Source organism: Streptomyces sp. NPDC048590 (assembly GCF_043199535.1).
In the GTDB taxonomy this organism is placed as follows: domain Bacteria; phylum Actinomycetota; class Actinomycetes; order Streptomycetales; family Streptomycetaceae; genus Streptomyces.
On the sequence record NZ_JBICWC010000003.1, the window covers coordinates 102,923 to 127,156 of the forward strand.

Annotated in this window: 24 protein-coding genes, 1 pseudogene and 1 riboswitch; of the genes and pseudogenes, 4 read left to right on the forward strand and 21 right to left on the reverse strand. The window is 70.9% G+C overall.

The features are described from left to right. Positions 1-58 precede the first annotated feature (58 nt). Genes ACGFNN_RS08725 through ACGFNN_RS08735 form a run of 3 tightly spaced genes read left to right on the forward strand, consistent with a single transcriptional unit; the run spans position 59 to position 3,094 of the window. On the forward strand, positions 59-796 hold the full coding sequence (locus tag ACGFNN_RS08725; RefSeq protein WP_362668429.1) for an ATP-binding cassette domain-containing protein: 738 nt from the start codon (positions 59-61) through the stop codon (positions 794-796). Next, on the forward strand, positions 778-1,941 hold the full coding sequence (locus tag ACGFNN_RS08730) for a hypothetical protein (protein ID WP_393554148.1): 1,164 nt from the start codon (positions 778-780) through the stop codon (positions 1,939-1,941). The genes ACGFNN_RS08725 and ACGFNN_RS08730 overlap by 19 nt, the downstream gene beginning before the upstream one ends. A gap of 34 nt (positions 1,942-1,975) precedes the next feature. Continuing rightward, on the forward strand, positions 1,976-3,094 hold the full coding sequence (locus ACGFNN_RS08735) for an LOG family protein (RefSeq protein ID WP_393554150.1): 1,119 nt from the start codon (positions 1,976-1,978) through the stop codon (positions 3,092-3,094). Between the two features lie 36 nt (positions 3,095-3,130). Here ACGFNN_RS08735 and ACGFNN_RS08740 read toward each other — a convergent pair whose 3' ends face one another. The 10 genes from ACGFNN_RS08740 to rpsB all read right to left on the reverse strand — a co-directional run bounded on the left by ACGFNN_RS08740 (position 3,131) and on the right by rpsB (position 13,640). Next, the gene (locus tag ACGFNN_RS08740) at positions 3,131-4,153 is read right to left on the reverse strand and encodes an ABC transporter ATP-binding protein (RefSeq protein ID WP_393554152.1); all 1,023 of its coding nucleotides are present in this window, start codon (positions 4,151-4,153) and stop codon (positions 3,131-3,133) included. 2 nt (positions 4,154-4,155) lie between these two features. Continuing rightward, positions 4,156-5,769 carry an ABC transporter permease gene (locus ACGFNN_RS08745; RefSeq protein WP_393555083.1) on the reverse strand — a complete coding sequence of 538 codons (1,614 nt, stop codon included), beginning with the start codon at positions 5,767-5,769 and terminating at the stop codon, positions 4,156-4,158. 44 nt (positions 5,770-5,813) lie between these two features. Next, entirely contained in the window at positions 5,814-6,905 is a 1,092-nt protein-coding gene (locus tag ACGFNN_RS08750; RefSeq protein WP_393554154.1) for a thiamine ABC transporter substrate binding subunit, read from the reverse strand. Positions 6,906-6,976: 71 nt separating this feature from the next. Then, positions 6,977-7,093, reverse strand: a riboswitch (TPP riboswitch). Between the two features lie 76 nt (positions 7,094-7,169). Further along, the gene (rlmN, locus tag ACGFNN_RS08755) at positions 7,170-8,276 is read right to left on the reverse strand and encodes a 23S rRNA (adenine(2503)-C(2))-methyltransferase RlmN (RefSeq protein WP_393554156.1); all 1,107 of its coding nucleotides are present in this window, start codon (positions 8,274-8,276) and stop codon (positions 7,170-7,172) included. A gap of 143 nt (positions 8,277-8,419) precedes the next feature. Next, positions 8,420-8,947 (reverse strand): hypothetical protein, encoded by a 528-nt coding sequence (locus ACGFNN_RS08760; RefSeq protein ID WP_393554157.1) that lies wholly within the window; start codon positions 8,945-8,947, stop codon positions 8,420-8,422. Positions 8,948-9,113: 166 nt separating this feature from the next. Next, positions 9,114-10,199, reverse strand: a complete 1,086-nt coding sequence (locus tag ACGFNN_RS08765; protein WP_393554159.1) for a phosphatidate cytidylyltransferase — start codon at positions 10,197-10,199, stop codon at positions 9,114-9,116. Further along, entirely contained in the window at positions 10,199-10,756 is a 558-nt protein-coding gene (frr, locus tag ACGFNN_RS08770) for a ribosome recycling factor (protein WP_031100531.1), read from the reverse strand. Before frr ends, ACGFNN_RS08765 begins: the two co-directional genes overlap by 1 nt. Before the next feature lie 106 nt (positions 10,757-10,862). Then, positions 10,863-11,639: a UMP kinase gene (pyrH, locus tag ACGFNN_RS08775; protein ID WP_362555085.1), complete on the reverse strand. Its 777-nt coding sequence runs from the start codon at positions 11,637-11,639 to the stop codon at positions 10,863-10,865. A 159-nt stretch (positions 11,640-11,798) separates the two neighbouring features. Further along, complete coding sequence (tsf, locus tag ACGFNN_RS08780) at positions 11,799-12,635, reverse strand: translation elongation factor Ts (RefSeq protein ID WP_393554162.1); 837 nt, start codon at positions 12,633-12,635, stop codon at positions 11,799-11,801. 99 nt (positions 12,636-12,734) lie between these two features. Then, positions 12,735-13,640, reverse strand: a complete 906-nt coding sequence (gene rpsB / locus ACGFNN_RS08785; RefSeq protein WP_362555089.1) for a 30S ribosomal protein S2 — start codon at positions 13,638-13,640, stop codon at positions 12,735-12,737. A gap of 718 nt (positions 13,641-14,358) precedes the next feature. Between rpsB and ACGFNN_RS08790 the strand changes: the two are divergent. After that, positions 14,359-14,697, forward strand: a pseudogene (locus tag ACGFNN_RS08790) (peptidoglycan DD-metalloendopeptidase family protein); the annotation flags it as partial. A gap of 155 nt (positions 14,698-14,852) precedes the next feature. Here ACGFNN_RS08790 and ACGFNN_RS08795 read toward each other — a convergent pair. The 11 genes from ACGFNN_RS08795 to lepB (ACGFNN_RS08845) all read right to left on the reverse strand — a co-directional run bounded on the left by ACGFNN_RS08795 (position 14,853) and on the right by lepB (ACGFNN_RS08845) (position 24,210). Beyond that, on the reverse strand, positions 14,853-15,419 hold the full coding sequence (locus ACGFNN_RS08795; protein ID WP_393555085.1) for a TetR/AcrR family transcriptional regulator: 567 nt from the start codon (positions 15,417-15,419) through the stop codon (positions 14,853-14,855). Positions 15,420-15,516: 97 nt separating this feature from the next. Beyond that, on the reverse strand, positions 15,517-16,353 hold the full coding sequence (whiG, locus tag ACGFNN_RS08800; RefSeq protein WP_393554164.1) for an RNA polymerase sigma factor WhiG: 837 nt from the start codon (positions 16,351-16,353) through the stop codon (positions 15,517-15,519). Between the two features lie 263 nt (positions 16,354-16,616). Further along, positions 16,617-17,786: a DNA-processing protein DprA gene (gene dprA, locus ACGFNN_RS08805; RefSeq protein ID WP_393554166.1), complete on the reverse strand. Its 1,170-nt coding sequence runs from the start codon at positions 17,784-17,786 to the stop codon at positions 16,617-16,619. Then, the gene (locus ACGFNN_RS08810) at positions 17,783-19,408 is read right to left on the reverse strand and encodes a YifB family Mg chelatase-like AAA ATPase (protein WP_393554168.1); all 1,626 of its coding nucleotides are present in this window, start codon (positions 19,406-19,408) and stop codon (positions 17,783-17,785) included. Before ACGFNN_RS08810 ends, dprA begins: the two co-directional genes overlap by 4 nt. Further along, positions 19,408-19,767: a YraN family protein gene (locus tag ACGFNN_RS08815; RefSeq protein WP_393554169.1), complete on the reverse strand. Its 360-nt coding sequence runs from the start codon at positions 19,765-19,767 to the stop codon at positions 19,408-19,410. Before ACGFNN_RS08815 ends, ACGFNN_RS08810 begins: the two co-directional genes overlap by 1 nt. Positions 19,768-19,922: 155 nt before the next feature. Beyond that, positions 19,923-20,231, reverse strand: coding sequence for a DUF2469 domain-containing protein (locus ACGFNN_RS08820; protein WP_003965949.1), 309 nt, complete (start codon positions 20,229-20,231; stop codon positions 19,923-19,925). A 62-nt stretch (positions 20,232-20,293) separates the two neighbouring features. Beyond that, entirely contained in the window at positions 20,294-20,782 is a 489-nt protein-coding gene (locus ACGFNN_RS08825; protein WP_393554171.1) for an NUDIX hydrolase, read from the reverse strand. Further along, positions 20,772-21,536, reverse strand: a complete 765-nt coding sequence (gene lepB, locus ACGFNN_RS08830; protein ID WP_393554173.1) for a signal peptidase I — start codon at positions 21,534-21,536, stop codon at positions 20,772-20,774. The genes ACGFNN_RS08825 and lepB (ACGFNN_RS08830) overlap by 11 nt, the downstream gene beginning before the upstream one ends. Positions 21,537-21,586: 50 nt before the next feature. After that, complete coding sequence (lepB, locus tag ACGFNN_RS08835) at positions 21,587-22,468, reverse strand: signal peptidase I (RefSeq protein WP_393555087.1); 882 nt, start codon at positions 22,466-22,468, stop codon at positions 21,587-21,589. Further along, positions 22,386-23,444 carry a signal peptidase I gene (lepB, locus tag ACGFNN_RS08840; RefSeq protein WP_362666194.1) on the reverse strand — a complete coding sequence of 353 codons (1,059 nt, stop codon included), beginning with the start codon at positions 23,442-23,444 and terminating at the stop codon, positions 22,386-22,388. The genes lepB (ACGFNN_RS08835) and lepB (ACGFNN_RS08840) overlap by 83 nt, the downstream gene beginning before the upstream one ends. Further along, entirely contained in the window at positions 23,437-24,210 is a 774-nt protein-coding gene (gene lepB / locus ACGFNN_RS08845; protein WP_393554174.1) for a signal peptidase I, read from the reverse strand. The genes lepB (ACGFNN_RS08840) and lepB (ACGFNN_RS08845) overlap by 8 nt, the downstream gene beginning before the upstream one ends. Positions 24,211-24,234 lie beyond the last annotated feature (24 nt).

The window sequence follows — 24,234 nt, forward strand, 5'->3', positions numbered from 1 at the left end:
TTGTATTCGTTCCCCGTGACGGGGACCGGGAAATCTGATCCGAACCGAGGTGTACGCCATGGTGGCCCCGCCCGACAACGACGTGATCTGGGCACGTTCCCTGCACCACTCCCACAACGGATCGCCGGGCCTGGGCGGTGTCTCCCTCGGTGTCCGCGACGGCGAGATCCTCGCCGTGGCCGGGCCCCGCGGGTGCGGGAAGACGACGCTCCTGCACTGCCTCTCCGGCCAGCTGGTCCCCGAGCAGGGCGAGGTCTGGTTCAACAGCGTGCCCGTGCACACCATGGGTCCCCGTCTGCGGGAGCAGCTGCGCCGGGACAGATTCGGCTGGATCGCGGCCGAGCCTCAGCTCGTGCCCGAGCTCAGCACCTGGGAGAACGCCGCCCTGCCGCTGCTGCTGCGGGGTGTCTCGCACCGGGCGGCGAAGAAGGCGGCCACCGAGTGGCTGGAGCGCCTGGACATCGGTCCGCTCGCGAAGAAGCGACCGCACGCCCTCCTCCAGTCGCAGCGCCAGCGCGTCTCGGTGGCCCGGGCGCTGGCCGCGTCGCCGTCCGTGATCTTCGCGGACGAACCGACCGCGACGCTGCACCACGCGGAGCGCTCGCAGCTCCTGCGTACCCTCACCACCGCGGCGCGGTCCCACGGGATCACCGTCGTGCTCGCCACCCACGACGCCGAGGTCGCCTCGCTCGCCGACCGGGTGGTCGGCATGCTGGACGGCCGCCGCGTCAACAACGTCTCCCTGCCCGCCGCGTCCGATACGGAAGGCCGCTCGGCGTGCTCGCTCTCCGTCTGACCCGTGGTTCACACCCCCTGGTCCTGATGCGGCGGCTGTTCCTCGCCGCCGCGTCCGCGGGGGTCGGCTTCCTGCTCCTGTGCACCCTCGGATACGCCTCCGGGCACCCGGCGCAGGCATCGAGCTCCGTCCTGCGGCTCCTGTGGTGCGCGATTCCGCTCGCCGCGACCGTCCAGCTGGCGGTTGCCGTGGCGCGTACCGATCCGAGCACCCGCCCACGGCCCTCGCTGTTCGCGGCGGGCATCGGGCCCGCGCGGCTCTCGGTCCTGGCGGCTGTTTCCACGGCGGTGTCCACCACGCTGGGGTCGGTCCTGGCGCTGCTGTTCTTCCTGCATCTGCGCGGCGACCTGACCGGTCTGCCCTTCGACGGCGGGGCCGCGGAGTTCCTGGGCGCGGGGACGCCGCTGCCGCTCGCCGCGACGCTGATGCTGCTGGCCCTGGTGCCACTGGCCTCGGCCGTCGCCGCCGGCCTCGCCGTACGCTCGAGGCCGGTCGCGCCGTCCGAGGCGCAGGAGGCCGAGGAGGACCTCGCGCCGTCCCCGGTGCCCACGGGCCTCCCGTGGGGCGTCGCTCTCACCGCCGCGGGCCTCGCGGTGGAGGCGTACACGAGCCGGAACTCGGGCGGCAGTCCCTTTCCGCTGCCCGGCCGCCTGGACTCCACGCCCACGGCCGTCCTCGCGGGCTGGGTCCTCACCGCGGTCGGCCTGGCCATGGTGGGCCCCGGCCTGACCCATCTGTGCGGCCGGCTGCTGCAGTCGGTGCGCCCGGGTGCCGTCCGGCTGCTGGCCGGCCGGGTCCTGATGGACGAGGCGTCCCGCATCGGACGGCCGCTGGGCATCGTCTGCGCGGTGGTGTCGGGGGTGATCGCGGCCTCCGTGCTGTACACGGGTGGCCCCCGGCCCTTCGGACCTCTCACGGCGCTCGGCGCCGTGCTCGTCATCGGCTGCACCGTGGCCACCCTCCTGACCACCGCGCTCGAGGCCCGTCAGGCACGCGCCCGCACGGCCAGGACCCTGCTGCGGCTCGGTGCGCCGGCTTCCGCGCTGCGCAGCGCCGCGGCCCTGCGCGCCCTGGTTCTGGTGATCGTGTTCGTGCCCCTGACCTGGGTGATCGCTGAGCTCGCGGCACTGCCTCTGACGGGGTGACACCTCCCGCCGGGCCGGTCCGTAGCATGGCGGCGTGGAGAAACCGGACGAGAACATCTGTGAACCCGGCGTCGAGATAGAGACGCTCACCGCATTCGACGAGGCGGTCGGGGCCGGCACGCTCGCCGGCCACCGCGTCCAGTCCGTCGACCTGACGGACAGGTCCGACGCCCTCCTCACCACCGCCACCCGAGGCGCGGTCTTCCTCGGCTGCCGGATGGAGCCCCGCGCCGAGGCGAAGGTCCGCGGCGACGGGGCCTTCGTCTTCCCACCCGTCCCCGGACTGCCCTTCGACCCGTACCGGGGCCTGCTCTACACCCCCGACGCCCTGTACGAGGGCCTGTCGGAGGGCGGTTACCCGGCCACCCCCGACGCCCGGGCGTACGGCTGGTTCCAGCTGACCAAGGCGAACGGCGACGTCTTCGCCTCGATGCTCCGGGCCCTGCACGACGACGCGGTCTCCGACGCACTGGACGAGCACCTGGTGGGTGCGCGTGTGGTGGGCGTGATGGGCGGTCACGCGATGGCCCGCGGCTCGCGGGAGTACGCGGGGGCCGCCCGGCTCGGCAGGGAGCTGGCGCGCAGCGGTCTGACCGTGGCCACGGGAGGCGGCCCGGGCGCGATGGAGGCGGCCAACCTCGGCGCGTACGCGGCTCCCCACTCCGACGCGATGCTGGTCAAGGCGTGCGAACTCCTCGCTTCCGCGCCCTCGTTCGCCGATTCCGTCACCGACTGGGCGAAGGCGGCCTTCGCCGTGCGGGAGCGCTGGCCCGACGGAGGCTCCTCCGTGGCGGTGCCGACGTGGTTCTACGGCCACGAGCCGCCGAACGCCTTCGCGGACCACATCGCCAAGTACTTCGCGAACGCCCTGCGCGAGGACGGGCTGCTGGCCCGCTCGACCGCCGGGGTGATCTTCCTGCCCGGCGCCGCCGGGACCGTCCAGGAGATCTTCGACAACGCGACGCCGAACTACTACGAGTCGCGTTCCGCACCGACCCCGATGGTGCTGGTGAACCGCTCGCACTGGACGGAGAAGCTGCCCGCCTGGCCGCTGCTGAGCGCGCTCGCGTCGGGCCGGGCGATGGAGTCCCGTATCGCCCTGGTCGACACCGTCGAGGAGGCCGCCCCGGCACTCGCCCGGCTGACGGGCTGACCTGGGCCCGCATGAGGCGGGCGGAGACGCGGGGCGTCAGACCGGGGGAAGGACCACCGTCTCCGCGGGGTCGAAGGTCACGCCGACCACCGCCCCCTCCTCCGGTGCGTCCCGCAGCCCGCACTCCGCCTCCAGGGCCGGCCCGTCGGCGGGGTGCAGGGCGACGGTGACGTGATGCCCCCGGAAGGTACGTACGCCCACGGTGCAGGGCAGGCCGTCGGCCGCGTCGCCCAGCCGGACCCCGGCGGGCCGTACGAGCAGTTCACACCGGCCCTGGACGGACGAGTCCGGCACCGGGATCTTGCCCCAGACGGTGTCGGCAGCCGTCCCGGTGACGGTGGCCTCCACCAGGTTGTCGAAGCCGAGGAAACGGGCGACGAACGCGGACGCCGGCCGCTGCCACACCTCCAGCGGACTTCCCGCCTGCGCGATCCGGCCGTCCCGCATGACCACGACCCGGTCGGCGAGAGCGAAGGCCTCACCCTGGTCATGGGTGACGGCGAGCACCGTCGTGCCGAGGCGGCCGAAGAGGGTGCGCAGTTCGACGACGAGCCGTTCGCGCAGACCTCGGTCGAGCTGTCCCAGTGGTTCGTCGAGCATCAGCAGCTTGGGGCGGGGGGCGAGGGCCCGGGCGAGTGCCACCCGCTGCTGCTCACCGCCGGAGAGCGCGGCGACGGCCCGCCGGGCGGCCCCCGGGAGCCCCACCAGGTCCAGCAGTTCCCCGGCCCTGGTCTCACGCTCGGCGCGAGGGACGCCGTGCATCCGCAGGCCGAAGGCGACGTTGGCGCCGACGTCCCGGTGCGGGAAGAGCTGGTGGTCCTGGAACATCAGGCCGAGCCCGCGCCGGTGCACCGGCAGCGGCTCCTGGTCCACCCCGTCCAGCAGCACCCGCCCGCCGTCCAGCGGCTGCAGCCCCGCCACGGCGCGCAGCAGCGTGGACTTGCCGCTGCCGCTCGGACCCAGCACGCACACGATCTCGTGGTCGGCGACCTCCAGGTCCACCGCGTCCAGCGCGGTCCGCTTCCCGAAACGGACGGTGGCCGACTCGACTGCCAGCATCTCTAGAACTCCCCGGATCGGTCGGTACGGATACGTTCGAGCAGGAGGAGCGAGGCGGCGCAGACCAGCATCAGAATCGTGCTCAGTGCCATCGCCTGCCCGTAGTTGAGCTCTCCGGAGCGCCCCAGCAGCCGGGCCACGGCGACCGGCAGGGTGGGGTTGTCGGGGCGGGCGATGAAAACGGTCGCCCCGAACTCGCCGAGTGAGACCGCGAAGGCGAAGCCCGCGGCGACGAGCACCGCACGCCGGACCAGTGGCAGATCCACCTCCCGCCAGGCCCGCAGCGGTGAGGCGCCGAGTACCGCGGCGGCCTCCCGCAGCCGGTCGTCGACGGCCCGCAGGACCGGCAGCATCGTCCGTACGACGAAGGGGACGCCCACGAGCGCCTGGGCGAGTGGCACGAGGATCCACGATGTACGGAGGTCGAGCGGGGGCTCGTCGAGGGTGATCAGGAAGCCGAAGCCGACGGTGACGGCCGACACCCCGAGCGGCAGCATCAGCAGGGCGTCGAATCCGCGCACCAGCTTCCCCGCCCGCCTGCTGAGGGCCGCCGCCGCGAGGCCCCCGATCACCAGGGCGATGAGCGTCGCCACCAGTGCGTACCGCAGGGAGTTGCCGATGGCGTCGAGCGGCGGCACCAGGAAGGTGGAGCCGTTGGCGTCGGCGGACTGCAGCGCCCGGTAGAAGGCGAGGCCGTAACCGCCCGACGTGTCGAAGGAGCGCTCCACCAGCACGCCGAGCGGCAGCAGGACGAGGACGAGCACGGTCAGCAGGACACCACCGAGCAGCGCGCGCTGCCCGGCTCCGCGGGGCGGGCGGGAGGTCTGTGCCGGGTCGACCAGTCTGAGGGCGGTCTCCCTGCGGCGTACGGTCCACGCGTGCAGGGCGAGGATCCCGCCGACCGCGGCGAACTGCACCAGCGTCAGTACGGCGGCGGTCGGCAGGTCCAGCAGCTGTGCGGTCTGCCGGTAGATCTCCACCTCCAGGGTGGAGTAGGCCGGGCCGCCGAGGATCTGGACGACCCCGAAGGAGGTGAAGGTGAAGAGGAAGACCATCAGCGCGGCGGCGGCCACGGCCGGGCCGAGCGCGGGGAGGGTCACCCGCCGCCAGGCGGCGAACCGGCCCGCCCCGAGCACCCGGGCGGCCTCCTCCTGGCGCGGGTCCAGCTGCGACCAGAGTCCGCCGACGGTCCGTACGACGACCGCGTAGTTGAAGAACACGTGGGCGAGGAGGATCGCCCACACCGTGGTGTCGAGCCGGACCCCCCACAGCTCGTCGAGGAAGCCTCCTCGCCCCAGCAGCGCCAGGAACGCGGTGCCGACGACCACGGTCGGCAGTACGAACGGCACGGTCACCACGGCCCGCAGCAGCTGTTTGCCCGGGAACCGCAGGCGTGCGAAGACATAGGCGCCGGGCAGCGCGACGAGGAGGGTGAGCGCGGTCGAGGCGACCGCCTGCCAGGTGGTGAACCAGAGGACGTCCAGGATGTCCGGCCGGCTCAGCACCGTGCCGATCCGGCCGAACTGCCACTGGCCCCCCGTCCTCAGCCCCCGGCCGACGATCGCGACGACCGGGTAGGCGAAGAACAGGGCGAAGAACAGCACGGGCACGGCCATCAGGCCGAACCGCACCGCGCTTCCCCGCACGGAGGGCCGCGCGGCTACTTCACGACGAGCGAGGACCACGACTGGACCCACTGCTCACGGTTCTTGGCGATCTTCTCGGGGTCCACCGTCGCAGGCTTGTCGACGGTCGCCCCGAACTTCGTGAAGACCTCGGGCAGTTCGGCGTCCTTCACCACCGGGTTCACGAACATGTTCAGCGGCATGTCCTCCTGGAACTTCTTGCTGATCAGGAAGTCCAGCAGGGCCTTGCCTCCCGCCTCGTTCCTCGCGCCGTCCAGCAGCCCCGCGAACTCGGTCTGCCGGAAGCAGGTTCCGGTGGCGACGCCGGTCGGGGCCTCGGTGGGCCGCGGGTCCGCGTACAGCACCTCGACGGGCGGGCTGGAGGCGTAGGAGACCACGAGCGGCCGGTCCGCCTTGGCCTTCCTGCCGCCGGCGGAACCGGAGAACTCCTCGTTGTACGCCTGCTCCCAGCCGTCGACGGTCTTGACGCCGTTGGCCTTCAGCTTCTTCCAGTAGTCCTGGTAACCGGTCTCTCCGTAGGTGGCGACGGTGCCGAGCAGGAAGCCGAGGCCGGGAGAGGACGTCGCGGCGTTCTCCGTGACCAGGAGGTCCTTGTAGGCGGGCTTCAGCAGGTCGTCGAAGGTCTTCGGCGGGTCGAGCTTCCTGTCGGCGAAGTACTTCTTGTCGTAGTTGACGCAGATGTCACCGGTGTCGACCGGTGTGACCCGGTGCTTCTCGGCATCGAGCTGGGTGTCGGCCGCGACACGGTCGAGGCCCTTGGCCTCGTAGGGCGTGAACAGGCCGTTGTCGAGGGCACGGGAGAGCAGGGTGTTGTCCACGCCGAAGAAGACGTCGCCCCGCGGGGAGCCCTTGGTCAGGATCTCCTGATTGAGCGCGGCTCCGGCGTCACCGCTCTTGAGCACCTTGACCTTGTAGCCGGTCTCCTTCGTGAACGCCTTCAGGACCGCGTCCGAGGCGTTGAAGGAGTCGTGGCTGACCAGGGTGACGGTCTTCGAGCCGGTCCCGGTGTCACCGGACGACTCGTCGTCGGATCCGCCACATCCCGCGAGCACGGTCACGCCGAGCGCGGCGGCCACGGCGGTCGCCGCGTACCTGGTGGTGTTCATGTGATTCCTCCTGGAAGTGACCAGGAAGAGACGCGGCCCTGCCCGCTCGGCGAGCGGGCAGGGCGCAACAGCTTGAGTAAGGTCCGAACTTCCTACCCGGAATGACCTGGGCGAGGTTCAGAGGGTCTGCGGCCGACCTGTCCTCGGTGCCGCACTCTCAGCGCTGTGGCGCTCCCCTGTCGGAATATGAAGTTGATGACGGCGCCAGGCTACACCGGCCGGATCGTGGCGAACCGGCCGGATGGCGCTCCCCTGCCGGGCGGCTCAGCGCTCGGACGCGGCGAGCTGCCCGCAGGCTCCGTCGATCTCCTGACCGCGGGTGTCCCGGACGGTGACCGGCACGCCGTGGGCGGCGATCGCCTCGACGAAGGCCTTCTCGTCCTCGGGCCGCGACGCGGTCCACTTCGAGCCCGGGGTGGGGTTCAGCGGGATGAGGTTGACGTGCACCCGCTTGCCCTTGAGCAGCCGACCCAGCCGGTCGCCACGCCAGGCCTGGTCGTTGATGTCGCGGATCAGCGCGTACTCGATGGAGATGCGACGCCCCGACTTCTCCGCGTACTCCCACGCCGCGTCCAGGACCTCGCGGACCTTCCAGCGGGTGTTCACGGGGACGAGGGTGTCGCGCAGCTCGTCGTCCGGCGCGTGCAGCGACACGGCGAGGCGGCACTTGAAGCCCTCGTCGGCGAAGCGCAGCATCGCCGGGACCAGGCCCACCGTGGAGACGGTGATCCCGCGCTGCGAGAGCCCCAGGCCGTCCGGTTCCGGGTCGGTCAGCCGGCGGATCGCCCCGACCACGCGGTTGTAGTTGGCCAGCGGCTCGCCCATGCCCATGAACACGATGTTGGAGAGCCGCGCCGGCCCGCCCGGGACCTCGCCGTCGCGCAGCGCCCGCATGCCGTCCACGATCTGGTGCACGATCTCCGCGGTCGAGAGGTTGCGGTCGAGGCCCGCCTGCCCGGTGGCGCAGAAAGGGCAGTTCATCCCGCAGCCCGCCTGCGAGGAGATGCACATGGTCACCCGGTCGGGATACCGCATCAGGACGGACTCCACGAGGGTGCCGTCGTGCATCTTCCAGAGCGTCTTACGCGTGGTGTCGTCGTCGCAGCTGATGTGCCGCACGACCGACATCAGGTCGGGGAACATCGCCTCGGCGAGCTTCTCCCGCGAGGCGGCCGGGATGTTGGTCCACTCCGCCGGGTCGTGCGAGTACCGCGTGAAGTAGTGCTGCGACAGCTGCTGGGCGCGGAAGCCCTTCTCGCCGGTCGCGGCGACTGCTTCCTTGCGCTCGGCGGGCGTGAGGTCGGCGAGGTGCCGCGGCGGCCGCTTGGCTCCGCGGGGCGCGACGAAAGTGAGTTCTCCGGGCTTAGGCATGGTTCTTCCAGTGTGGCAGACACGCCGTGGTACTCAGGGCCGCCGAGGGGCCGGGGAGGGCCGGCAGGGCCTCGCGGAGCGCCACTGCGGCCCGGACACGGCCCCGGGGCCGTGACGGATCACACGGGCGGACCCGCTGACTGTCAGCCCTGCCCCTCCAGGGCCGCGCGCATGTGGCGGTGGAGTTCCATGGCGCGCCGGCGCATCCACATCACCCAGCAGCAGAACGCCACCGTCCCCACGGCGAAGACCAGCGGGTAGACCAGCGAACCGGTGGTGATACCCAGGACCAGCAGGCCCACCGCGATCAGGCCCATGCACCCCAGCCAGTACGGCAGCCAGCGGCCGCCGCGCTCCATCCTGCCCAACTGCTCGGCGACCAGTCGGCCCATGGCTGCCCGCTCCCGCGGGTCCCGGGGCACGTCACGGTGCCGTATCTTCCGGTTGAGCTCGGCGATCCCACGCGCGTCGGTGCCGGCCGCGCGGCCGGCTCTCCGGCGCTGCACGGCGATGGCTCCGACGGCCATGGCGGTGATGAGAGCGCTCTGTACCACCCACAGGACGGGGCTCGTGTCGCGCCGTATCAGGGCGTAGACCCCGACGCCCAAGACGAAGATCACTATGGCCTGTGCGGTCAGACTGCGGTCGAGCACGGCCTTCAGGGTGCGCACGGCCACCCACCTCCAGGGACTCGACACGATGACGCCGTCGCTCTCCGGGTACCCCGCGCCGCGCCGTTCACCGTCCCGGTGGAGCACCCCGCAGTGCCACGCGACACAGCTGTGGGGGCCGTCGCTTCCGCGCGACGGCCCCCACGGCCACAACGTACGGGTGGACTCAGCCCGATCCCACGAACAGCACCAGCAGCAGCCAGACGACCGGGGCGCTCGGCAGGAGCGAGTCGAGCCGGTCCATGATTCCGCCGTGCCCGGGCAGCAGGGTGCCCATGTCCTTGATGCCGAGATCCCGCTTGATCATGGACTCGCCGAGATCCCCCAGCGTGGCGCTGGCCGCGACCGCGAGGCCCATCAGCAGCCCCTGCCACCAGGTCCCGTCGTCGATCAGGAACTCCATGCACAGGGCGCCGGCCACCATCGCGAAACCGACGGCTCCGAGCAGACCCTCGCGGGTCTTCCCGGGGCTGATGCGCGGGGCCAGCTTGTGCGTCCCGAAGCGCCAGCCGACGGCATACGCACCGGTGTCACTGACCACGGTGAGCAGCAGGAAGGTGAGGACCCGCCACGCGCCGTCGTCCGCGGTGAGCATCATGGCGACGAAGGTGGCCAGGAACGGCACGTAGAACACGGCGAAGACACCCGCCGTGACGTCCTTGAGGTATCCCTCGGGAGGCTCGGTCATCCGCCATACGAGTACGGCGAGTGCGGTGAGCGCCATGGCGACCCACGCGCCTTCGGCCTCCCTCACATAGCCCGCGACCACCATCGCGGCGCCGCCGACGGCGAGCGGCACGAGCGGGGCATTGATGCCCTTGCGCTCCTTGAGCCGGGATGTGAGCTCCCAGAGGCCGACCACCACCGCGAGCACGACGACGCCGACGAAGACGGCCTTCACGATGAAGAGACCGCCGACGACCAGGGCACCGAGACCGACACCGACCCCTATGGCGGCACGCAGGTCACGCCCCGCGCGCTTCTTCTGCGGCGGGGACGGCATCGGGGTGGACATGGGCTCCTGCGGCTTCTCGTCACGGAACAGGGGGCCGCTGACGCGCGCGGCGTCCCCGTTCCGGTCGTCGCGGTCGTCTGCGTCTCTACCTGCGTCGGGAACGTCCGGCACGATGGGCATGGGCCGAGTCTGCTGGGCGGCGTGCACATCGTAGGCGGGACCCGCCGGGGCGGCGCCCATCTCGGGCGCGCTCCGGTATCCGGCTCCCTGCGGGGCGCCCCAGGAAGAGTCGTTCATCAGACTTCGAGCAGCTCGGCTTCCTTGTGCTTGAGCAGCTCGTCCACCTGCGCGACGTACTTCGCGGTGGTGTCGTCGAGCTCCTTCTCCGCGCGGCGGACCTCGTCCTCGCCGGACTCCTTGTCCTTGACGAGCTTGTCGAGCGACTCCTTGGCCTTGCGGCGGATGGAGCGGATCGAGATCTTGGAGTCCTCGGCCTTGGTCTTGGCGACCTTGATGTACTCCTTGCGGCGGTCCTGCGTGAGCTCGGGGAACGTCACGCGGATGATGTTGCCGTCGTTGCTCGGGTTGACGCCGAGGTCGGAGTCGCGGATCGCCTGCTCGATGTTGCGCAGCGCGGTCTTGTCGAACGGGGTCACCACGGCCATCCGGGGCTCCGGGACCGAGAACGAGGCGAGCTGGTTGATCGGGGTCAGCGCGCCGTAGTAGTCCGCGACGATCTTGTTGAACATCGCCGGGTGCGCGCGGCCGGTACGGATCGCCGCGAAGTCCTCTTTCGCGACCACGACGGCCTTCTCCATCTTCTCCTCGGCCTCGAGGAGGATTTCTTCGATCACCACGTGCTCCTGCGTGTCTTGAGCGGACCCGGCATCGTCGGATCCTGCGTCGCGTCCTCACCTGCACGGTGTCCGACCGGCAGGCCGTTGTCCATCTTTCGGGCTGTCAGGCCCGGGTGCTCTCGTCGCTCACCAGCGTGCCGATCTTCTCACCCTTGACCGCACGGGCGATATTGCCCTCCGCGGTCAGCTCGAAGACGAGGATCGGCAGCTGGTTGTCACGGCAGAGGGTGATGGCGGTGGCGTCGGCGACCTTGAGGTCCCGGGCGATCACCTCGCCGTACTCCAGAGCGTCGAACTTCACCGCGCCGGGGTTGGTCTTCGGGTCGGAGTCGTAGACCCCGTCCACCCCGTTCTTGCCCATCAGCAGCGCCTGGGCGTCGATCTCCAGGGCGCGCTGCGCCGCGGTCGTGTCGGTGGAGAAGTACGGCATTCCCATACCGGCGCCGAAGATCACGACTCGGCCCTTCTCCAGGTGCCGCACGGCACGGAGCGGGATGTACGGCTCCGCGACCTGGCCCATGGTGATGGCGGTCTGGACGCGTGAGTCGATGCCTTCCTTCTCCAGGAAGTCCTGCAGCGCCAGGCAGTTCATGACCGTACCGAGCATGCCCATGTAGTCGGACCGCGCCCGGTCCATGCCGCGCTGCTGGAGCTCGGCGCCACGGAAGAAGTTGCCGCCGCCGATGACGACGGCGATCTCGGCGCCGTCGCGTACGACCGCGGCGATCTCGCGGGCGATGGCGTGCACGACGTCGGGGTCGACACCGAGGCCGCCTCCGCCGGCGAAGGCCTCGCCGGACAGCTTCAGCATGAAGCGCCCGGAAATCGTGCCGTCGTCGCGCTTGTGGTCACCCTGTGTGGCGTCCGCGCCCTTTTCCATGGAAATTCTCCTCGTGCACATACGAAGAAGGCCATTGCCGGTGGGTCTGGTGTCCCTCAGCGGCAATGGCCTCCTCGTCAGATCTGCGGTCGTCCGGCATGAGTGCGGCCGTCGACTGCACTAGACCCTATCGGGGTCCACCGTTGTTCGCGGACGGACTCAGATGCCGACCTTGATACGCGTGAAGCGCTTCAGGGTGACACCGGCCTCGTCCAGGACCTTCTGAACGGACTTCTTGTTGTCCAGCGCGTACGGCTGGCCGAGGAGGGTGGCCTCCTTGAAGAAGCCGTTGACACGACCCTCGACGATCTTCGGGAGGGCGGCCTCGGGCTTGCCCTCGGCGCGCGTGGTCTCCTCGGCGACGCGGCGCTCGGCCTCGACGACCTCGGCCGGGACGTCCTCGCGGGACAGGTACTTCGGGGCGAAGGCGGCGATGTGCTGCGCGAGGCCCTTGGCCAGGTCGGCCTCGGCCTTGTCCAGCTCGACCATGACACCGATCTGCGGGGGCAGGTCGGGCATGGTGCGGTGCATGTAGACGTGGACGAAGGCGCCCGAGAACTGCGCGAAGCGGTCCAGGACGATCTTCTCGCCGAGGTTGGCGTTGGCCTCGTCGACGTACGCCTGCACGGTCTTGCCGGACTCGATCTCCGAGGCCAGGAGCGCCTCGAGGTCGGCCGGGGAGGTGGCGGCGACGTGGGCGGCGAGCGTGTTGGCGACGGCCTGGAACTTGTCACCCTTGGCGACGAAGTCCGTCTCGCACTTCAGCTCGAGCAGGACACCGGACGTCTTGTCCTCGGAGACGAGGGAGACGACGGCGCCGTTCTCGGCCGAACGGCCCTCGCGCTTGGCGACGCCCTTCTGGCCCTTGATGCGGAGCGCCTCGACGGCGCCGTCGACGTTGCCGTCGGCCTCGTCGAGGGCCTTCTTGCAGTCCATCATGCCGGCGCCGGTGAGCTCGCGGAGCTTCTTGACGTCAGCGGCGGTGTAGTTCGCCATGAGTCTGTTTCTCTCTCGAAGTCTGAAAGATCTACGGGTGAACGGCGGGGGCGGTGCCAGTGCACCGGCCCCCGCCGTCATTCAGCCGTGACTGACGGGTCAGGCCTGCTCGGCGTCCGAGGCCGGAGCCTCGGCAGCGGCCTCGGCCTGCTCGGCGGCGGCAGCGGCCGGCTCGGCGTCGGCGGCCTTCTCGGTCTCGGCGGAGGACTGGGCCTCGTCGGCCTTCTTGTCGCCCTCGAGCAGGTCGCGCTCCCACTCGGCGAGGGGCTCGCCGGCGGCCTTCTCGCCCGGCTTCGAGTCGCCCGTGGCGGCACCGGAACGGGCGATGAGGCCCTCGGCGACGGCGTCGGCGATCACGCGGGTGAGCAGGGTGACGGAGCGGATCGCGTCGTCGTTGCCCGGAATCTTGTAGTCGACCTCGTCGGGGTCGCAGTTGGTGTCGAGGATCGCGACGACCGGGATGTGGAGCTTGCGCGCCTCACCGACGGCGATGTGCTCCTTCTTGGTGTCGACGATCCAGACGGCGCTCGGCACCTTCTGCATCTCGCGGATACCACCGAGGGTCTTCTCCAGCTTGGCCTTCTCGCGCGAGAGGACCAGGAGCTCCTTCTTGGTGAGGCCGGAGGCGGCCACGTCCTCGAAGTCGATGAGCTCGAGCTCCTTCAGACGCTGAAGGCGCTTGTAGACGGTGGAGAAGTTGGTGAGCATGCCACCGAGCCAACGCTGGTTGACGTACGGCATGCCGACGCGCGTCGCCTGCTCGGCGATGGCCTCCTGGGCCTGCTTCTTCGTACCCACGAACATGATGGAGCCGCCGTGCGCGACGGTCTCCTTGACGAACTCGTAGGCGCGGTCGATGTACGACAGCGACTGGAGCAGGTCGATGATGTAGATGCCGTTGCGCTCGGTGAAGATGAAGCGCTTCATCTTCGGGTTCCAGCGACGGGTCTGGTGACCGAAGTGGACGCCGCTTTCCAGCAGCTCCCGCATCGTGACGACGGCCATGGCCGTACTCCTTGGTGTTCTCGGTTCCCGCGACCGCAGGATTGCTGTCGCGCCTGACGCCCCGACGCGCCGTGCCACAGAGGACCGAGGAGCGCGGCCACCGTCCGCGAAGAGGGAGGTGGCGGGGCGTGCGAAGTCGACCCGGTGACCCGGATCGCCAGAAGAAGTGTACGGGACCCGCCGGGTGCCGGGTGACGGCGATGTCCACAACCACTCGCTCGTCCACAGATCCGGACCATGATCCCCGCGCGAGCCGGACACGGGAGAACGTTCGGTCATGAGCCCTGCACCGGATGTGACCACTGCCCTACGCCTCGCCGTTTCACGCCCTGCCGCCGCACGCCTCGCCGCCTTACGCCGCCCCGCTGCCACATGCCTCTGCGCCCCGCCCGCCGCACCGGCTCCCACGTCACCCACGTCACCCACGGCAGCGACACCCTCGGCCGCCGAGCCGTCGGTCACCACCACCCCGGCCTCCTCCGCACCCCCCGCCCCGGGGCCACGTCGCACGGCACCGCGCACAGCACCGCCGGGCGTCCGCGCGTCTCGTACGCCACCGCGCGGCGTCCGGCCGTCGCGTCGGGCGGATCCGGCAGCGGCGCCGTACGTGGCACGGGTGCTCCTCGTCTGCGTGCTGCCGGCTGCCCTGCTCACCCTCCTGACGGGTGGCGCCGCGGCCGCCCCGTCCGCCGGTGCCGCGCGGGCCGCCGCCGACGGGATGCGCGAGGCGCCGGACGACGGGCGGGCGTGGCCGGTCGCGGGGCGGCCGCTCGTCGTACGGGGATGGGAGCCGCCGGCCGGGCCGTACGGTCCCGGTCACCGGGGCGTCGACCTCGCCGCTCCCCCGGGGACCGTGGTGCGGGCGGCGGCCTCCGGCAGGGTCGCTTTCGCGGGGCGGGTGGCGGGGCGGGGCGTGGTCTCCGTGGACGTGGCGGGGACCGGGAGGGACGGGGAACCACCGCTGCGGTTCACCTACGAACCGGTCCGGGCCGAGGTCTCCGAGGGCGACGAGGTGACCGCGGGCCGGATGGTGGGGGTGATGGCGGCGGAGGCGTCGCACTGCCCGTCCGGCTGCCTGCACTGGGGACTGCGGCGTGGCGAGGTGTATCTGAACCCGTTGTCGCTGCTTCCCCCGTCACTGCTGCGGCGAGGGCCTTCCCGGCTGCTGCCGGTGTTCGGCGTGCCGCTCCCGGAAGGGAGCGGTGTGCCCTCTCAGCCCCGCGCGCCGAGTACGCCGCGCAGGACCATGGAGACCGCGGTGTCGGCGACGGTGCCCGGCTCCTCCGCCGCGCCCAGCTCGATCCTGCGCACCGCGGCGTCCACGGAGCCCTGCAGGAGCATGGCGGCCAGCCTCGGCTCGGCGTGGCCCAGGTCGGCCAGCGCCTCGACGATCATGGCGATCAGACCACCGTGCGCGGCGCGGATCTTCTCCCGCGCGCCCGCGTCCAGCTCGCTCGCCGAGATGGCGACGACGGCTCGGTGGCGACGGTCCCCCACCAGGTCGAGCTGCCGGCGCACATAGGCCTCGATCTTCGCCTCGGGCGTCCCGGCCCGCCCCATCGCGCTCTCGACCTCGGCGGCCCACACCGGGAAGTCGACGGCGCAGAGCTCCTCGACCACGGCCGCGCGGGACCGGAAGTACTCGTATACGGAGGACCTGGCGAGGCCGGTGCGCTCCGCGAGAGCGGGGAAGGTCAGCGCCTCCGTACCGCCCTCGGACAGCAGTGAGCGTGCGGCGTCCAGGAGGGCGCCGCGTTGCATGGTCCGGTGCTCGGCCACCGAGGCCGCTCGAATCCTGGGCACAGCCCCACTCTACGGCGGGACCGCCGGGACAGGGGGTTCGCGTCGGCTACCGGTCGGCCGGGAAGGCTCGGGATCAGCGTCCCGCGTCGGCCAGTTTCGCGCGGAGCTGGAGCACCGACTTGGTGTGGATCTGACTGACCCGGCTCTCGGTGACGCCGAGGACGTTGCCGATCTCCGCGAGGGTGAGACCTTCGTAGTAGTAGAGCGTGACCACCGTCTTCTCCCGTTCGGGGAGCGTGTTGATGGCGCGGGCGAGCAGCCGTCTGAGCTCCCGGTCCTCGGCGACCTCGACCGGGTTGTCGGCCGCGGTGTCCTCGAGGGTGTCCATCAGGCTCAGCCGGTCGCCGCCATCCCCTCCGACGTGCAGCAGCTCCTCCAGTGCCACGACGTTGGCGAGCGACAACTGGCTGAAAACGGCATGCAGTTCCTCGACGGCGATGCCCATCTCCGTTGCCACCTCCGTCTCCGAGGGGGTACGGCGGAGCTGGGCCTCCAGGGTGGCGTAGGCCCGCTCGACGTTGCGGGCCTTCTGCCGCACCGACCGGGGAATCCAGTCCAGCGCGCGGAGTTCGTCGATCATCGCGCCGCGGATCCTGGTGATCGCGTAGGTCTCGAACTTGATGGCCCGCTCGATGTCGAACTTCTCGATGGCGTCGATCAGTCCGAAGACCCCGGACGAGACGAAGTCCGCCTGCTCCACGTTGGACGGCAGCCCCACACTGACCCGGCCCGCGACGTACTTCACCAGGGGCGAGTAGTGCAGGATCAGCTGCTCGCGCAGCCTCTCGTCGCCGGTGGTCTTGTACGAACGCCACAACTCCTCGAGCGAGGAGGGGGCGGGAGGGCGCACAGTGCCACGCGCAGCGGGTGGTACTGCCGCGCGGTCAGACCCGGAGGTGTGCTGGGGCATGTGGTGCCTTGAGCCGTTCTGCCGTGAAGTGCTGGGGGACGTGTCTCTGGGGCGGATTCCTCGTGAGCGTAGCGTGACTGAAGTGTTGCGGTGCGCGCAGGACAAGGGAACCGTGCGGTACGAATCCGTTCATAATCACTCACCGTTGCCCGTCGTCCGACGGGCAACGGTGAAGGCGACCATCAGCGCTCACACCACTCCCGGAGGCATGGCCGGGGGCTGCCGAAGTCTTCGACAACACCATTTCACCCGAATGCTCCGGATCAAGTACCGCCTCGCCGCACGCCCCCTTCACGTGTCCGTCCCGGAGTCAACCGCCAGCCGTCGCCCTCGCGTTCGACGAACCCCAGTGAGTGCAGTTCGTACAACCGACCGAGGGCTTCATCCGCCGTCAGCCCTGTGCACCGGGCGACGTCACGGACCCGCGCGGCGCCCGCGCCGGGCAGCGCTTCGAGCACCTGCGCCGCCTGCTCGTCCAGCAGGTCGCGGGGCAGGACCGGCCCTCTCCTCGCCGGGGCGAGATCGCCGATCTCCCCCACCAGTTCGCAGATCTCGGCCGCGTCGGTGACCAGGACGCCCTCACCGCGCAGGAGTTCATGGACCCCCGCCGACAGGCCGCTGGTCACGGGCCCGGGAACTCCCATGGTGAAGCGGCCGAGCCGAATCGCGTTCCTCGCGGTGACCAGGGAGCCACTGCGGTATTCGGCCTCCACCACCACGGTGCCCCTGGTGAGCGCCGCGATCACCCGGTTCCTGAGGATGAACCTGGTGCGCGTCGGGTGGCCGGCGGGCGGCAGTTCGCCCATGACCATGCCCTGCTCGACGATGCGCCCGATCAGTTCGGCGTGCCCGCGGGGGTAGGCCACGTCGACCCCGCAGGCCAGCACCGCCATCGTCGCCCCGCCCGCGGACAGCGCACCGCGATGGGCGGCGCCGTCCACCCCGAACGCCCCGCCGGAGACGACCACCCACCCCCGCTCGGCCAGTCCCCCGGCCAGCGTGGCCGCCATGTGGGCGCCGTAGGGCGTGCAGGCCCTGGCCCCGACCAGGGCCACCGAACGCAGCGCCCAGAGGCGCATATCGGACCGCCCGCGCACCCAGAGCCCGATCGGTCTCGCGTCACCGAGGTCGTCGAGCTGGCTCGGCCACTCCCGGTCCCCCGGGCAGACGAAGCGCCCGCCGATCGCGGCCACGGCGTCGAGGTCCCGCTGAGGGTCGGCGCCCGACGCCCTCACCCGGAGCCCGGCGAGCCGGGCCTCCGTCATGCCCGGCAGGGTGCGGGCCGCTCCGTCCGTACCGCTCAGGCGGTCCAGGAGCTCGACGGGGCCGATCTCGCGGAGCCAGCGGCCACCACGCTCGTCGCCGGGCTCGAACACGCGTGTGAGCGCCGCGCGCGCCAGCCGCTCCTGCTCCCTTTCGCTCACCGGGATCATCGCTCGACCCCCGCCCTCAGGGGGACCCCGCGCTGGATGCCGGTACGCAGCTCGAGGGCGACCGCGATGTCGGAGGCGTCCGGGCGCTCGGCGGCCCTGAGATCCGCCACGGTCCACGCCACGCGCAGCACCCGGTCGAGTCCACGGGCCGTCAGGATTCCTCGCTCCATGTCGCGTTCGGCCGCCATGAGCGCGCCGGGAGCCGCCACCAGCCTCGTGCGCAGCTCGTGCCCCGGGACCTCGCTGTTCGTGGACCACGGGGTGCCGGCGAGCCGCTCGGCGGCCCGGTCCCGCGCCTCCCTCACCCGGTCGGCCACGACGGCGGAGGACTCCCCGCGACCGCCGCCCCCGATCAGGTCGGCCCGCCCCACCGGCTCGACCTCGACGCGCAGGTCGACCCGGTCCAGCAGCGGTCCCGAGAGCCTCGCCTGGTAGCGGCGGACCGCGGAGGGCGGGCATTCGCATCCCGCGCCGGCCAGGGTGTGCCTGCCGCACGGGCAGGGGTTCGCGGCCAGCACCATCAGGAAGCGGGCGGGCAGCCGGACCACCCCGGCCGCCCGTGCGACCACCACATGGCCGGACTCCAGGGGCTGGCGCAGGGCGTCGAGCGCCCGCCCGGAGAACTCCGGCGCCTCGTCCAGAAAGAGAATTCCACGGTGCGCCAGGGAAACCGCTCCTGGCCGCGGCATCCCGTTCCCCCCGCCGACGAGCGACTGCATGGTCGCCGAATGGTGAGGTGCGCAGTACGGCGCCCTGCTGATCAGAGGTTCACCGGGCGGGAGGATCCCCGCGACCGAGTGCACCGCTGTCACCTCGAGGGATTCCTGGCGCGACAACGGCGGCAGGATTCCCGTGAGCCGCTCGGCCAGCATGGTCTTCCCCGCGCCCGGGGGTCCGGAGAGCATCAGGTGATGGCCCCCCGCGGCAGCCACCTCCAGGGCCTGGCGAGCCCGGTCCTGTCCTGCCACATCCGCCAGGTCCGGCCGGTGCGCGGCGCCTCCGGACGTGGGCAGCGCCAGGCCCGTACCGAGGCCCGCTCCCGGCACCACGAGGCCCGCCGACATCGTGTCGGGGACTCCAGGACCGGCGGACGGCTCGTCAGGCACGGGCTCGTCCGAGAGGACGGCGATCAGCTGGCGGAGGCTGCGCACGCCGAGTACGGAGATCCCCGGTACCAGGGCGGCCTCCCCCGCGGTCTGCTCGGGGACGACCACTTGGCGATATCCCGCCTCCGCCGCCGCGAGCACCGCGGGCAGGATCCCGCGCACCGGACGCACCCGGCCGTCGAGACCGAGCTCGCCGATCATCACCACGTCGGCGACGGCCGCGGGATCGATCCGCTCCGCCGCGCCGAGCACCGCGCACGCCACGGCGAGGTCGAAGCCCGACCCGCTCTTCGGTACGGAGGCGGGCGACAGGCCCACCGTGAGCTTCTTCTGCGGCCACTCGGCCCCGGAGTTGACGACCGCGGCCCTGACCCTGTCCCTGCTCTCCACCAGGCTCTTGTCCGGCAGGCCGACCAGCGTGAAGGCCGCCACCCCTGGCTCCAGATCGGCCTGGACCTCCACCACCACGCCCTCGACACCGACCAGTGCCACCGAGCACGCCCGCGCGAACCCCATCAGGCCACGCCCCGCACATGCTCGGCGACGGGGGCGCCGCGCCCCGGAAGGGTCACCCCGACCAGGTCGATGCGGACGCCTCCCGGAGGCGGCCCTCCGTGCTCGCAGAGCCAGATCTCGGCGAGTCTGCGCAGCCGGTCCGCCTTGGCCGGCGTGACGGCTGCCATCGGATGCTCGAACGAGCCGCCCCTGCGGGTCTTCACCTCGCAGACCACCACCGCGTCGCCGTCCCTGGCGACGATGTCGATCTCTCCGGCGCGACACCGCCAGTTGCGCTCCAGGACCGTCATGCCGGCGTCGGCCAGCAGCCGCGCCGCCAGATCCTCGCCGTACCGCCCGAGTGCCCCCCGTGCGTTCATATCGGCACCACCTCCGGCACCGACTGTGACGCGGAGTGACCGATCTGTTGGATCTTGGTGGAAAACGGGCCGGATGTGAATATCCCGGCCACTCGGACGAGTGAACCGGGACATCGGACGCAAGGCCCGGGATCAGCCCCGGGATCGGCCCGGGATCAGCCGCCCGGGAGTTCGAGATCGCTCTTGTTGAGCTCCTCGATATTCACGTCCTTGAACGTGAGCACCCGGACCTGCTTGACGAACCGGGCGGGCCGGTACATGTCCCAGACCCACGCATCCGCCATGGAAACCTCGAAGAACACCTCACCCTGGACCGAGTGCACCTGCATCTCGTAGTCGTTGGTGAGGTAGAACCGCCGTTCGGTCTCGATCACGTATTTGAACAGACCGACGACATCGCGGTACTCCCGGTAGAGCTTCAGCTCCATCTCGGTCTCGTACTTCTCGAGGTCCTCGGCACTCATGGCAGTTCCCCTTCAGCCGTGCGTCCCCCTATTGTGCGTCAGCCCCACGCGACCCTGGCCGATTAGACGATTTCGGGGTCGAGAACCAGCGGAACACTCGGGGGACCCTCGTCGAGCAACGTGCGCAGCAGCCCGGCGAGCCTGGTCGGGTACACCGTCTCACGCGTGGCGAGAAGTTCGGTGGAGGTCCACCACCTCAGACCGGCGACGCTGCGCAGCTCCAGTTCGGTGAGGCCCCGCTGGTCGGTGTCCGTACATGTGGTCCGGGCGAGGAAGTACCACTCGTCCTGGTCCCAGCGGCGCCCGTCGAACGGGAAGGAGCACTTACGGGTCCAGAGCAGCGGACCGAGGGTCACATCGGTGATCCCGGTCTCCTCGGAGAGCTCGCGCAGTGCGGCCTCCTCCCTGGTCTCGTCGCCCTCCAGGCCACCGCCCGGGGTGAACCACCAGGTCTCGTCCGGGTTCGCGGGCTCGTAACCGTGCAGCAGCAGGATCCGGTCCTCCGGGTCCAGGAGGACCACACGGGCGACCCTGCGCGGCTCAGTGAGCACCGGCGGACACCTTCGTCCGGCCGGTGCGCCGCGCGGAGCGGGCCGCGAGGGGCCCGTAGGCCGCGCCTCCGAGGATGAGTACCGCACCGGCCACGAGAGCGCCGAACTGGAGCGGCAGCGGGCCTTCCGAGGACACCCCGCCCGGCAGGGAGGCGAAGGCGTCCGGCCTGCCGATCATGCCGCCGAAGGGCCACACGACCGCGTCGACCCGTGCCTCGACCGCGCCGCGCGGCACCGAACCGTGCCCGGGGTCCTCCAGGTGGACGCGGGAGTCCATGGAGGTGCTGCGCTGATCGCCCAGCAGGAAGAGCTGGCCCTCGGGCACCTCGGCGGTGAAGTTCTGGGGCGAGGCGGAGGAGCCGGTGGCGAACGACGAGGCGCCCGCCGCCCGCAGATACGGTTCGTCGACGGGCTTGCCGTTCACGGTGAGCCGTCCGTCCTTGTCGCAGCAGGCCACCTTGTCGCCGCCCACGCCCACGACCCGCTTCACCATGGGCACGTCGCCCCAGGCCGAGTCGGTGAAGACGACCACGTCTCCGCGCCGCACCTCGTCGCCCGCTATCCGCTCCGCCAGGATCCGGTCGCCGGCGTTCACCGTCGGAGTCATCGAGTCGGTGGGCACGGTGTACGGCTTGTACACCACCGCGCCCCAGGCGAACGCTCCCAGGAAGAGCACACAGCCGACGGCCACGGCCAGGTTCGACAAGATGCTGCCGAGCCGGCCGCGGCCGTCATGACGTTCTGATCCACTCATCCCAGCGCTCCCCCATCGGAGATCGACAATCGCTGATCCGAGTCGGCACCCTACCCGGCGGTACGCCCGCGGGTCAGCCTGCGGCGACGCCAGAACACGAGGGGCAGCGCTCCGGCTACACCGAGTGCTCCGGGCACGGCGGCAGCGGCGGCCGCGTTCAGTCCGGGCTGGTCGAACGTCTTCGGGACGGGCAGGGTCGCCCAGCGGTTGACCGGCCACGCGATAACGACCGCACGCCCGACGACCTCGTCCGTGGACACCGTGCCCTGGCCGGGCAGCTCCTGGTGGTAGCGGGAGTCCAGCGAGTTCTGCCGGTGGTCGCCCATCACCCAGATGCGGCCTTCGGGCACGTGGATCGGCCCGAACGGCTCGTCGTCACAGGCGCTGTTCCCCTCGAAGATGAAGGACTTGTCGTCCAGCGCCTTGCCGTTGACCGTGACCGGTCCGTTCTTCTTGCACTGGACGGTGTCGCCGCCGACGGCGATGACCCGCTTGATCAGGTCCTTCTCCTCGGCGGACGGCATCAGCCCGATGAAGCTGAGGAACTTCTGCACCGCGTTGGGCTCGGGTGTCGCCGTGTCCTCGAGCCAGCCGCCCGGGTCGTGGAAGACGACGACCTCACCGCGCTCCGGTTCGGAGCCGAACCACGGGGTCAGCTTGTCGACCAGCACCCGGTCGCCCCGCTGCAGGGTGTTCTGCATGGAGTCCGAGGGAATCGAGAACGCCTGCACCAGGAAGGTCTTGATCAGTAGCGCGAGGATGAGCGCGATACCGATGAGGAGCGGCAGCTCCTTCCAGAACGATCGCGGCTTCTTGGCCGCGGTACTGCCACCGCCCGGGGACTCGCCGTCACTCTCCGCCTCCACCGGGACCCCGTCGCTCGAAGGCCGGTCCTCGGGTTCGTCGTGTCCGGATCGTGCGCCGACCGCCAAATCCCCCACATCCACTCCTCACTCCGTGCCACCGCCCACGCCCGATTCGGCGCAGGCCCACCACTCCCATAACGAGCGGGAGTTCCGCAGGGGTCGGGAGCAGGACCATTCCGTTGTGATCCTGGTAGGACACACTATTCGACCCGGCCGCCGCACCGGCCGGTGCGGAGCTCCCGCCGGGGACCGAGGCATAGGTCTCCGGTTCCTCCAGCCTGCGCCAGTGGCCCAGGGGCCAGGCGATCACCACGGCACGCCCGACGACCTCGTCCTGCGACACCGTGCCCTTTCCCGGTTTGTCGAGGTGGAAGCGCGAGTCCGCGGAATTCGACCGGTGGTCCCCCATGACGAAGATGCGGCCCTGGGGAACCTTTACCTCGAATTTGAGAGTGGATGGCACATCGCCGGGGTTCAGATAGGGCTCGTCGATCGCCGTGCCGTTGACCGTGATCCTGCCGTCCGTGCCGCAGCACTTCACGGTGTCGCCGCCGACGGCGATCACACGCTTGATCAGATCCTGCTCGTCCGCCGAGGGGAGCAGACCGATGAAGGTCAGGAGCTGCTTGGCCTGTCTGACGCCCGCGGGCGAGTCGTCGGTGCCGGCGTTCTCCTGCTGCAGCCAGCCGCCCGGGTCCTTGAACACGACGACGTCGCCACGCCGTGGTTCGGAGCCGAACCAGGGGGTCAGTTTGTCCACCAGCACCCGGTCACCGATCCGGATGGTCTGCTCCATGGATCCGGAGGGGATGACGAAGGCCTGCACCAGGAAGGTCTTGAGCACCAGGGCGATCCCCACCGCGACCAGGACGAGCAGGGGTATCTCCTTGACGGCGGACCGGCGTCTGCGGCGCTTGACCTTGCGGGCCAGCTTCCTGCGCTCCGCCCGCGTGGGCAGGGAACGTCCCGAGGCCGGCCTCGAACCGGTGGGCAGCGGGGGCCGCGCGTCCGGGGTGCCCCGCTTGCGGCCCCGATTACCCATGATCCGCGTCCGGCGGCCGTATCCCGGTGAAGGCGTCCGTGCCCTCCAGGGAGCCGATCCTCCCGAGCGGCCAGCCGAGCCAGTCGACCCGTCCGATCACCTGCTCGACGGGCACCATGCCGCCTCCCGGCTGCCCCAGGTGGTCCCGTGAGTCACGTGAGTTGCTGCGGTGGTCACCCATGACCCAGAGCTTGCCGGCGGGCACCACGATGTCGAAGGCGACGTCGGACGGACGATCGCCCGGATGTACGTACTCCTCGGTCACCGGAGTCCCGTTCACCTCGAGCCTCCTCCGGTCGTCGCAGCAGACCACCCGGTCGCCCCCCACGCCCACCACCCGCTTCACGAAGTCCGAGCCGGCGGGTTCCGCCAGTCCGAGGGAGGCCGCCGCCGCGCGCAGCAGTTCCCCGACCGCGTTCCCCTCCTGCCCCGTCTCCTGCACGAAGGAACCGGTGCCGTCGAAGACGACGACGTCGCCGCGGGCCGGCTCGGAGCCGAAACGGTACGCCAGCTTGTTGACCAGGACCCGGTCCCCGATCCGCAGCGTGGGCTGCATGGAACCGCTCGGGACCAGGAAGGGCTGGAGCACGAAGGCGCTGAAGAGCAGAAGGGCCACGGTGCAGGCCATGCCCAGGAAGATCGTGCGCCCCCAGGACATCGTGGCGGCCCGCTCCCCCTGGACATGCGTGGAGCGCGACCCCTCCTCCACCCCTGTGCCGGGGCCGGAGGAGCGATCGCGCTCCAGGTGCTGTGCTTCGGTGTCCATCGGGGCCGAATCCTATCGGGCCCC

Excerpts from the sequence above, each read along its gene's own strand:
- ACGFNN_RS08725 (WP_362668429.1), top strand. The coding sequence starts at position 59 with ATGGTGGCCCCGCCCGACAACGACGTGATCTGGGCACGTTCCCTGCAC.
- ACGFNN_RS08740 (WP_393554152.1), bottom strand. The coding sequence starts at position 4,153 with ATGCTGGCAGTCGAGTCGGCCACCGTCCGTTTCGGGAAGCGGACCGCG.
- ACGFNN_RS08745 (WP_393555083.1), bottom strand. The coding sequence starts at position 5,769 with ATGGCCGTGCCCGTGCTGTTCTTCGCCCTGTTCTTCGCCTACCCGGTC.
- ACGFNN_RS08750 (WP_393554154.1), bottom strand. The coding sequence starts at position 6,905 with ATGAACACCACCAGGTACGCGGCGACCGCCGTGGCCGCCGCGCTCGGC.
- rlmN (WP_393554156.1), bottom strand. The coding sequence starts at position 8,276 with ATGCCTAAGCCCGGAGAACTCACTTTCGTCGCGCCCCGCGGAGCCAAG.
- ACGFNN_RS08765 (WP_393554159.1), bottom strand. The coding sequence starts at position 10,199 with ATGAACGACTCTTCCTGGGGCGCCCCGCAGGGAGCCGGATACCGGAGC.
- pyrH (WP_362555085.1), bottom strand. The coding sequence starts at position 11,639 with ATGGAAAAGGGCGCGGACGCCACACAGGGTGACCACAAGCGCGACGAC.
- tsf (WP_393554162.1), bottom strand. The coding sequence starts at position 12,635 with ATGGCGAACTACACCGCCGCTGACGTCAAGAAGCTCCGCGAGCTCACC.
- rpsB (WP_362555089.1), bottom strand. The coding sequence starts at position 13,640 with ATGGCCGTCGTCACGATGCGGGAGCTGCTGGAAAGCGGCGTCCACTTC.
- whiG (WP_393554164.1), bottom strand. The coding sequence starts at position 16,353 with ATGCCCCAGCACACCTCCGGGTCTGACCGCGCGGCAGTACCACCCGCT.
- dprA (WP_393554166.1), bottom strand. The coding sequence starts at position 17,786 with ATGATCCCGGTGAGCGAAAGGGAGCAGGAGCGGCTGGCGCGCGCGGCG.
- ACGFNN_RS08810 (WP_393554168.1), bottom strand. The coding sequence starts at position 19,408 with ATGGGGTTCGCGCGGGCGTGCTCGGTGGCACTGGTCGGTGTCGAGGGC.
- ACGFNN_RS08815 (WP_393554169.1), bottom strand. The coding sequence starts at position 19,767 with ATGAACGCACGGGGGGCACTCGGGCGGTACGGCGAGGATCTGGCGGCG.
- ACGFNN_RS08820 (WP_003965949.1), bottom strand. The coding sequence starts at position 20,231 with ATGAGTGCCGAGGACCTCGAGAAGTACGAGACCGAGATGGAGCTGAAG.
- lepB (WP_393554173.1), bottom strand. The coding sequence starts at position 21,536 with ATGAGTGGATCAGAACGTCATGACGGCCGCGGCCGGCTCGGCAGCATC.
- lepB (WP_362666194.1), bottom strand. The coding sequence starts at position 23,444 with ATGGGTAATCGGGGCCGCAAGCGGGGCACCCCGGACGCGCGGCCCCCG.
- lepB (WP_393554174.1), bottom strand. The coding sequence starts at position 24,210 with ATGGACACCGAAGCACAGCACCTGGAGCGCGATCGCTCCTCCGGCCCC.